5 protein-coding genes and 2 pseudogenes are annotated in these 8738 nt (G+C 71.6%); 1 reads left to right on the top strand and 6 read right to left on the bottom strand.

Features of this window, described 5'->3' with window-relative positions; all coding sequences use genetic code 11:
- Positions 1–127: 127 nt before the first annotated feature.
- The 3 genes and pseudogenes from AB0M20_RS14670 to AB0M20_RS14660 form a co-directional block, all read right to left on the bottom strand.
- On the bottom strand, positions 128–673 hold the full coding sequence (locus AB0M20_RS14670; protein ID WP_364298187.1) for a chemotaxis protein CheW: 546 nt from the start codon (positions 671–673) through the stop codon (positions 128–130).
- Positions 670–2031, bottom strand: coding sequence for a protein-glutamate O-methyltransferase CheR (locus tag AB0M20_RS14665; RefSeq protein WP_364298185.1), 1362 nt, complete (start codon positions 2029–2031; stop codon positions 670–672). Before AB0M20_RS14665 ends, AB0M20_RS14670 begins: the two co-directional genes overlap by 4 nt.
- Before the next feature lie 242 nt (positions 2032–2273).
- Positions 2274–2750: pseudogene (locus tag AB0M20_RS14660) on the bottom strand (YceI family protein); the annotation flags it as partial.
- 91 nt (positions 2751–2841) lie between these two features.
- Here AB0M20_RS14660 and AB0M20_RS14655 point away from each other — a divergent pair.
- On the top strand, positions 2842–3357 hold the full coding sequence (locus AB0M20_RS14655; RefSeq protein WP_364298183.1) for a MarR family transcriptional regulator: 516 nt from the start codon (positions 2842–2844) through the stop codon (positions 3355–3357).
- A 190-nt stretch (positions 3358–3547) separates the two neighbouring features.
- Here AB0M20_RS14655 and AB0M20_RS14650 read toward each other — a convergent pair whose 3' ends face one another.
- From AB0M20_RS14650 to AB0M20_RS14640, 3 genes and pseudogenes are all read right to left on the bottom strand, one after another.
- Complete coding sequence (locus AB0M20_RS14650) at positions 3548–5941, bottom strand: helix-turn-helix domain-containing protein (protein ID WP_364298181.1); 2394 nt, start codon at positions 5939–5941, stop codon at positions 3548–3550.
- 108 nt (positions 5942–6049) lie between these two features.
- The gene (locus AB0M20_RS14645) at positions 6050–7207 is read right to left on the bottom strand and encodes an acyl-CoA dehydrogenase family protein (RefSeq protein WP_364298179.1); all 1158 of its coding nucleotides are present in this window, start codon (positions 7205–7207) and stop codon (positions 6050–6052) included.
- Between the two features lie 27 nt (positions 7208–7234).
- Positions 7235–8659, bottom strand: a pseudogene (locus tag AB0M20_RS14640) (acyl-CoA carboxylase subunit beta); the annotation flags it as partial.
- Positions 8660–8738 lie beyond the last annotated feature (79 nt).

Genomic DNA, 8738 nt, shown 5'->3' with positions numbered 1-8738 from the left:
ATCACCCGGTCCTTGCTGTCCATCACGAGCTTCAGCGTGATCACCGACGCGGTGCCCATGATCAGGGTCAGCGCCACGGTCAGCGCGAACCCGCCGGCCAGCTTGTTGCCGAAGGTGCGTCCGGCCATCATGTCTGTCGCTCCTCGAGGTGTCCGGTCAGGGTGTGCACGGCGGCCCGGGCGGCGGGCAGGTCGATGATGGGGCGGATGCCGCCGGCCAGTGGCACCATGCCGCGCAGGCTCCCGTGTGGACGCTCGCCGGCCTCGGTGATGATCGACCCGGCCGGCACCCGAACGTGACCGTCCAGCTGGTGGAAGGCGAACGCCAGCGGGGGCGTGCCGGCGGCCGTCACCAGCCATCGCGGGCGGTCCGGCAACGGGCGACCGAGCAGCGCGGCGAGGTCGTAGACGGGCACGATCGTGCCGCCGAACCCGGCCACGCCGATCAGCGCGGGGATCGGGCCGGGCAGCGGCGTCACCGGCCGGTCGGGATAGACGCCGGAGGTCTGCGACAGCTGCAACGCGTACGCGCGCCCGCCGGCCTTGATGGCCAGCAGCTCGGCATGCTCGACGTCGTGCCGCCGGGCCGGCCGGGTGAACGAGGAGTCGAACTCCTCGCGCAGCTCGGCCAGCCGGTCCAGCACACCTGCCTTGTACAGCTCCGTCGGGCTCATCGCCGAGCCTCGCAGGCGTCCAGCTCGCTGCGGCACAGGGTGGTCAGCGCGATGCGGCCGAACCCGCCGCCGAACAGGACGATCCGATCGTCGCGCTCGGCGCGCAGCAGCTGCAGGGCGCGGTCGAGGTCGGCGGCCGCGGCGCGGTGGTCGCCGCGACGGCGGTGGAGCAGGCCGAGCCGCAGCCGCGGCATGGCGAAGGCCGGATCCAGGTACGCGGCCAGCCGGTAGTGCCCGATCGCCACGTCCACCGCGGCGCCGCCCTCGAGGCAGACACCGAGCACGTGGTGCGCGTCCGCGTTGAGCCCGTCGGTGTCGAGCAGGCGGCGGATGTCGATCTCGGCCTCGTCGAGGCGGCCGGCCTGAGCCAGCAGGACGGCGTGCAGCAGCAGGTCGCGCGGCTCGCCGCCGGTCCGGCTCGTCGATACCGCCAGCGCCTCGGAGAAGCGCTCGGCGCGGATCAGCTCCAGCAGGTCGACCTTCTTCGCGGGGGCCGGCTCGCGGCTGGGCTGCGGCTCCTCGCGTGGGGCGGGCGGGACCGCGCTGACCCGCCGGTAGAAGAAGCTGGAATGGCTGTGCATGGGTTCCAGACCGTCCGGGCGGTTGCCGAGCGAGTCGGTGTGCCCGAGGAAGAGATAGCCGCCCGGGACCAGCGCCCTGGTCATCCGGCCGATCAGCGCCGCGGCGGTCTCCGAGGTCAGGTACATCAGCAGGTTGCGGCAGAAGATCACGTCGTACTGCTCCTGGCGCCACAGGGCCGGGTCGTCGTCGGCGACGTTGTGCTGCCGGAAGCGGACGCTCGCGCGGATCGCCGGGTCCACCTCGTAACGGCCGTCGTGCTGCGCGCGGAACCATCGCTGCCTGGCCGCATCCGGCGTCTCGCGCAGCGACCAGGTGCTGTAGTGCGCGTCGCAGGCCTGGCGCAGCATCGCCGGGTTGGCGTCGACGCCCAGCACCGAGATGATCCAGCCCGGGTCGGGCTGCGCGTCGCGGGCCACGATCGCCAGCGTGTACGCCTCCTCGCCGGACGAGCACCCGACCGAGAGCATGCGCAGCACCCGCTGGCCGGCCCGGGCCGCGAGCCGGTCCGCCAGGGCCACCTCGCGCAGCGCCCGGAACTGTTCGCTGTGCCGGAAGAAGTAGGTCTCGGTGATGGTCAGGTCCTCGGCGATCGCCGACAGCTCGTCGTCCCAGCGGCCGGTGCCGAGCCGGGACAGGTAGTCGTCGCGGCCCAGCCCGCGGGCGCCCGCCCGGCGGTCCAGCTCGGTGGCCAGGTGCGGCACGTCGGTGTCGGCGAACGACCAGCCCAGCTTGCCGGCCAGCAGGTCGCGGAAGCGGATCACCGCCGTCGCGGTCATGCCGGCACCGCCTCGCCGGCCGCTGCCGCCCAGACCTCGTCCGGCACGACCCGCATGCTCTGCAGCAGCAAGAGCGGCTCGGCGTCCATGGTGCCGACCCCGGCGACCAGCCGGCTGGAGGCGCCGGTGAGCAGGCCGACATGTCCCTCGGCGGCGGGTCCGCCCGCGGCAGTGGGGCGGATGCCGGCCACCTCGCCGGTCGCGAAGGCGACCGGGCCGCGCTCGGTGCGTACCGCGAGAAAGCGGTCGATCTCCGCGGTGGCGCTGAACCCGAAGACGTCGAAGCCGTACGGGCTCTTGCCGGCGCCCTCGAACTCGACGGTCAGGTCGACCGGCTTGGTGACGTCCTTGATGGTGAGCTCACCGGTGACGACGAACTCGTTGCCGTCCCACGACTTGATGCCGGTGCTGCGGTACTCCATCGCCGGGTACTTCTCGGCGTCGAAGAAGTCGGCGCTGCGCAGGTGGGCGTCGCGGTCGGCGCTGGTGGTGTTGACGGTCGCGGTCCTGATGGTGGCGGACACCGCGGACTGCAGCGGGTCCTCGCCGACGGTGATGGTGGCCTCTGCCTCCTCGAAGGTGCCGCGAACCTTGCTGACCATCAGATGGCGGGCGACGAACCCGACCCGCTTGTGCGCGGCATCCAGCAGGTAGGTGCCGGCGGCCGGGATCTGAAGGCCCTGGAACTCACGCGTACCGGAAACGACGGACTCGGTCATGGTTGTTGCTTCCCTTCAAGATGACATGTCTAGAACTTGTCTGACGTAGCAACTATACGCCGAACAATATTCCCCCTGTCAAGTGCCTGGTATGGTTGTCCAGGTGAGCACCGACCTGAACGACCCCCGCTTCACCGCGGTGGGCCTCTTCGCGGAGGCCTTCACCGGGCTGACCAACCGCTTCGCGACACAGCTCGACCAGCACCGCCTCTCCACGGTCGAGTTCGAGGTGATGATGCGCCTGGCACGCTCCCCCGGCCGGCGCCTGCGCATGACCGACCTCGCCGCCCAGACCTCCCTGTCCACCAGTGGCGTGACCCGGGTGGTCGACCGGATGGACCGCGCCGGGCTGATCCGGCGCGAGGCGTGCTCCACCGACCGGCGCAGCTCGTACGCGGTGATCACCGACAAGGGCCTGAGCCGGCTGGACGATCTGCTGCCCGACCACCTGGAGCTGATCGAGCGGTGGCTGGTCCAGCCGCTCACGCCGGCCCAGTACGACGCCTTCCTCGACGCGCTGCGAGCCCTCCGGGACGCGGTGAATCCGTGCGCCACGGCCGGAAGTGACGAACCGGCAGAACTACCGGCAGAAGCACAGAACGCCTAGGACATACCGGGCGCTCTTACCCAAAAGGTCAGACGATCGCGGATAAGGTCATCTTCGCAAGGGGGATGCGGCGCGGCCGTGGCGAGATGCTGGGCGCGACGGGGGAGTCACGTTCACGCCGTTTTGCCGTGTGGGGCGATGCGACGGTCGGCGCGTGGGGGGCCACGAAAGCGCCGGCCGTCGACGCCGTTCAGCGACCCAGCAGCTTCAGTTCGCGGGGCAGCAGCGTGATCCCACCGGTCCGGCAGAGATCGTCCAGCCGGCGCAGCGCGGCGTGCCGCGGCTCGGGGTCCGGCGTGCACACCACCAGCCCCACCAGGGCATCCACCACCAGTCTCGGGTCGTGCCCGCCCGCGTAGGCGTCGACCGCCCGGGCGAAGGACTCCGCCGCCACCCGCTCCTCGCCGCGGCGCATCGCGATCGCCGCCGCGACCACGGCCGCCGGCCCGTCCGGCGACAAGTCCGCGTCCGACGGGGGCCGCAGCTCGAGCAGCACACCCTCCGCCTCGTCCAGCCGACCTGCCTCGGCCAGGGCGAGCCCGATGGTCGCGAGCACCCGGCGACGGTGGTTCGGATCGCCCAGCACCTCGAGCTCGGCCGCCGCCCGCCGGGCCAGCCGCTCGGCCTCGGCCGGCTCCCCACCGAGGCGGGCCACCTCCGCCAGGTTGGCCGTGGCCAGCGCCCGCAGCCTGTGCTCGCCACACCACACGGCGAGCCGGTCCACCTCGGCCAGCCGCCGGCGCGCGGCGGCGAGATCGCCCTCCCGGATCTCGTGCCAGGCCAGGTTGTTCTCCGCCACAGCCATGTCTCGCGCCCGGTCGGCCGCCCGGGCCAGCGCCAGCACCGCCTCGCAGTGCCGCCGCGCCTCGTCGTACCCGCCGGTGGACAGCCACAACGCGGCCAGCTGGGTGTGCGCGGCGAGCCGGCCGTCCATCAGGCCCAGCCGCTCGAAGTCGGCCAGCGCGGACGACGCCGACTCGATCTCCTGGCCGGCCGCGCCGTGCTCCAGCGCCAGCTGAGCCAGCCCGATCTTGGCCCAGGCCCGGACGACCGGGTCGGCGTCGGCGGTGCGCGGGTCGTCCAGCAACCGCCGCAGCCACTGCCGCCCGGTCACGTCCCGCCCGCGCAGCCGCCAATACCGGGGCAGCGCGGCCGCGATCCGCAGCGCGGTGTGCGGATCCTCCGACGCCGCGAAGGTGAGCGCCGCGCCCAGGTCGCCGACCACCGCGTCGAGGCGGGTCGCCGCCTCGGACAGGTTCGCCCCGACCAGATCCGGCGCGATCTCCTCGGCCAGCCGCGCGATCACCTCGGCGTGCCGTTGACGGCCGGCGGTCAGCTCGCCCTCGGCGGCGGCCCGCTCGGCGGCGAAGTCGCGCACCACGTCGAGCAGGCGGAACCGCAACGGACGGTTGCCGCGGACGCTGAGCAGGCCGAGCTCGAGCAGCCGGTCGAGCAGGTGCACGACGTCGGTGCTCGTCTCGATCAGCTGCTCGGCCAGCTCGACCGACCAGCGGTGCCGGAAGATCGCGAGGCGGCGCAGGGCGTACTGCTCCTCGGCGGCGAGCAGGTTGTAGCTGGCGGCCACCGCGTCGCGCAGCGAGACCACCTGCCGGCCCGGGCGGCCGGTCAGGTCGAGCAGGCGGTCGCCGTAGCGGTCCAGGATCTCGGCGACGGTCAGCACCCGGCCGTGGGCCGCGGCCAGCTCGATCGCCATCGGCAGCCCGCCGAGCCGCCGGACCAGTGTGGTCATCGGTGCCACCTCGGCCGGGTCGACCGGCGCCCGGCCGACGCGGGCCAGCCGGTCCAGGAAGAGTGCCACGGCCGGATAGTTGCGCGCCTGGGCCAGGGTCCGCGCCTCCTCGGGCGGAGCGACCAGCGGCCCGAGGGGCCAGACCCGTTCCGCGGGCAGACCGATCGGGTGCCGCCCGGTGGCGAGGAAGCGCAGCGTCGGGATCCGATCGAGCAGCCGGGACAACGCCTCGGCGACGGCCTCGGGCGCCCGCTCCACCGCGTCGACGAGCAGCACCGCGGTCATCCCGGCGAAGCGGGCGGAGAGGTCGTCGAAGCGGCCCACCCCGAACACCGCGGCGACCATGCCGAGAATGTCGCCGGTGGTGAAGCCCTCGGTGACCACGATGCCGGCGACGCCGCCCGGGTGCGCGTCGACGATGCGGTGCGAGACGGTCAGCGCCAGCGCGGTCTTGCCCACACCGGCCAGGCCGACGAGGGTGACGCCGCGCGGTCCGTCCGGCGGCCGGGTGGTGAGCCGGGCGACCAGCTCGGCCACGTCGCCGTCCCGGCCGATCAGGTCGCCCGCGGGCGGCAGCCGCACGTAGGGCGGAGCGGGAGCTCGGGCGGCGCCGAGGAAGCCCTGCAGGTCGGCCCCCGTCAGGCCGAGCGCGCCGGCGAGCAGCTCGACGGTGGAGCGCTGCGGGCGGCTGGCGCGGCCGCGTTCCAGGTCGCGGACCGTACGCACACCGACGCCGGCGCGCCGGGCCAGCTCCTCCTGGGTCAGCCGGACCCGCCGCCGATGACTGCCCAACAAGACACCGAAGGCCGGACCACCCCCGTGATCAGATGCCATGAACCTGAAGGTAGGCACCTGGCTCGATACCTGCCGAACTGAACGGCCGTGCTGTCAGGCATGTGACCCGCTGGTGGTCGGAAGCCCGACAGTCGAGCCGTCAACCAGCTACAGACCCAGGTGACGGGCGATCAGGATCCGCTGGACCTCGGACGTGCCCTCGCCGACCTCCAGGATTTTCGCGTCGCGGTAGAACCGGCCGACGGCGGACTCGTTCATGAAGCCGTATCCGCCGTGCACCTGGGTCGCGTACCGGGCGTTGTCCATGGCGGCGTTGCTGGCGTGCAGCTTGGCCACCGAGGCGTACGCCTTGAAGTCCTCCCCGGCCAGCATCCGCGCCGCGGCGTCGTAGTAGGCCAGCCGAGCGGTGTGCGCCCGCACCTCCATGTCGGCGATCATGAACTGCACGGCCTGGAAGTTGCCGATCGCCTGCCCGAAGGCCTGACGCTGGTTCGCATACTTCACCGACTCGTCGACGCAGCCCTGAGCGAGGCCGACGGACAGCGCGGCGATCGCGATCCGGCCCTCGTCGAGGGTCCGCAGGAACTGCGCGAACCCGCGCCCACGCACGCCGAGCAGGTTTTCGGCCGGCACCCGCACGTCGTCGAAGGACAGCTCGTGCGTGTCCGACGCGCACCAGCCCACCTTGGAATAGCCGGGCGCCACGGTGAAGCCGGGCGTTCCCGACGGCACGATGATGGTGGACAGTTCCTTGCTGCCGTCCGGGTTCGTGCCGGTCACCGCGGTCACCGTGACCAGCGCGGTGATGTCGGTGCCGGAGTTGGTGATGAACGCCTTGGTGCCGTTGATCACCCACTCGCCGGTCGCCTCGTCGAGCCGGGCGCGGGTCGCCGTGCCGCCGGCGTCGGAGCCGAAGCCCGGCTCGGTGAGACCGAAGGCCGCCAGGGCCTCGCCGCTGGTCAGTTGCGGCAGCCAGCGTGCCTTCTGCTCGGGCGTACCGAAGCGGTAGATCGGCATCGCACCCAGCGAGATCGCCGCCTCCAGGGTGACCGCCACCGAGCTGTCCACCCGGGCGAGCTCCTCGAGCGCGATGCAAAGCGTGAAGTAGTCGCCGCCCATCCCGCCGTGTTCCTCGGGGAACGGCAGCCCGAACAGGCCCATCTTGCCCATCTGCCGGACCAGGTCGTACGGGAAGGTGTGCCGTTCGTAGTGCTCGGCGATGACCGGTGCGACCTGCTCGCGCGCGAACTCGCGCACGCTGGAACGCAGCGCCTCCTGCTCCTCGGTGAGCCGGAAGTCGACCATGACGGGTCCCCCAAAAGGAAGTGATGCTTATACGGGAGTGACGCCGTGCCGGCGCCGGGAGAAACTACGGTCCTTGGAACGAGCCGCGGCGAACCGGCGGACCAGCTCGCCGCGCAGGTCGGCGGGCTCGACGATCGCGTCGACGACGAGTTCGGAGGCCAGCCGCATGATGTCGATGTCGCGTTCGTACTCGGCTCGCCTGGCGGCGACGAAGTCCGCCCGCTCGGCCTCGTCCGCGATCGCCGCGATCTTGTTGGCGTACACGGCGTTGATCGCCGCGTCCGCGCCCATCACCGCGATCTTCGCGGTGGGCAGCGCGATGGTCGCGTCCGGGTCGAAGCCGGGCCCGGCCATCGCGTACAGCCCGGCGCCGTAGGCCTTGCGGACCACCACACAGATCTTGGGTACGGTCGCCTCGCTGATCGCCGTGATCATCTTGGCGCCGTGCCGGATGATGCCCTGCTTCTCCACCGCCGTGCCGACCATGAACCCGGGGACGTCGGAGAGGAACAGCAGCGGCACGTTGAACGCGTCGCAGAGCTGCACGAAGCGGCTCGCCTTGTCCGCCGAGTCGACGAACAGCACGCCGCCCTTGAACATCGAGTTGTTGCCGAGGACGCCGATCACTTCGCCGTTGAGCCGGCCGAATCCGATCGTGAGCTCGCGCGCCCAGAGCGCCTGGATCTCGAGGAACGACCCCTCGTCGACGATCCCCTTGATGTAGCGCCGCATGTCGAAGGCCTGCCGCTCGCTGGCCGGGACCAGCGCGCCGAGGTCCACATCGGCCGATTCACGGGAAACCGCCGACGGGGGCGACGACTGCCAGTTGGACGGCAGGTAGGACAGGTAGTTGCGGACCACGTCGAGCGCGGCCTGCTCGGTCTTGCAGAGGAAGTGGCCGACGCCGGACTCGGTGCAGTGCACCCGCGCGCCGCCCATCGCCTCGAGCGTCGTCTTCTCGCCCGTCACCATCTCGACCATCCGGTCGGACCCGAGATACATGCTCGCGTTGCCGTCGACCATCGCGACGATGTCGCAGAACGCGGGAATGTAGGCGCCCCCCGCGGCGGACGGGCCGAACAGCGCGCAGACCTGGGGAATCGCCCCGGACGCGCGGACCTGGGTGTGGAAGATCTTGCCGGCGCCGCGCCGGCCCGGGAAGAGGTCGACCTGGTCGGTGATGCGCGCGCCGGCCGAGTCGACCAGATAGATCATGGGTACGCCGGTGGCGTAGGCACGCTCGATGATCCGGATGATCTTCTCGACCGTACGCGCGCCCCACGACCCGGCCTTGACCGTCGAGTCGTTGGCCATCACGCACACGTCGCGCCCGTCGATCCGGGCGGTTCCGGTGATCACCCCGTCTGCGGGCAGCCCGTCGGCGAGACTGTTCGCATACAACCCGTCCTCGACGAACGAGCCCTCGTCGGTGAGCAGCGCGACCCGCTCGCGGGTGAAAGCGTACATAAGTGGTCTATGTACTTTAAATCGCTATTGTTGTTGTCGTTATTTGCTGTTGTATTTATTGGTG

The sequence above is a fragment of the Actinoplanes sp. NPDC051633 genome (assembly GCF_040681735.1).
In the GTDB taxonomy this organism is placed as follows: Bacteria; Actinomycetota; Actinomycetes; order Mycobacteriales; family Micromonosporaceae; genus Actinoplanes.
This window is presented reverse-complemented; position numbering and strand designations above follow the sequence as displayed.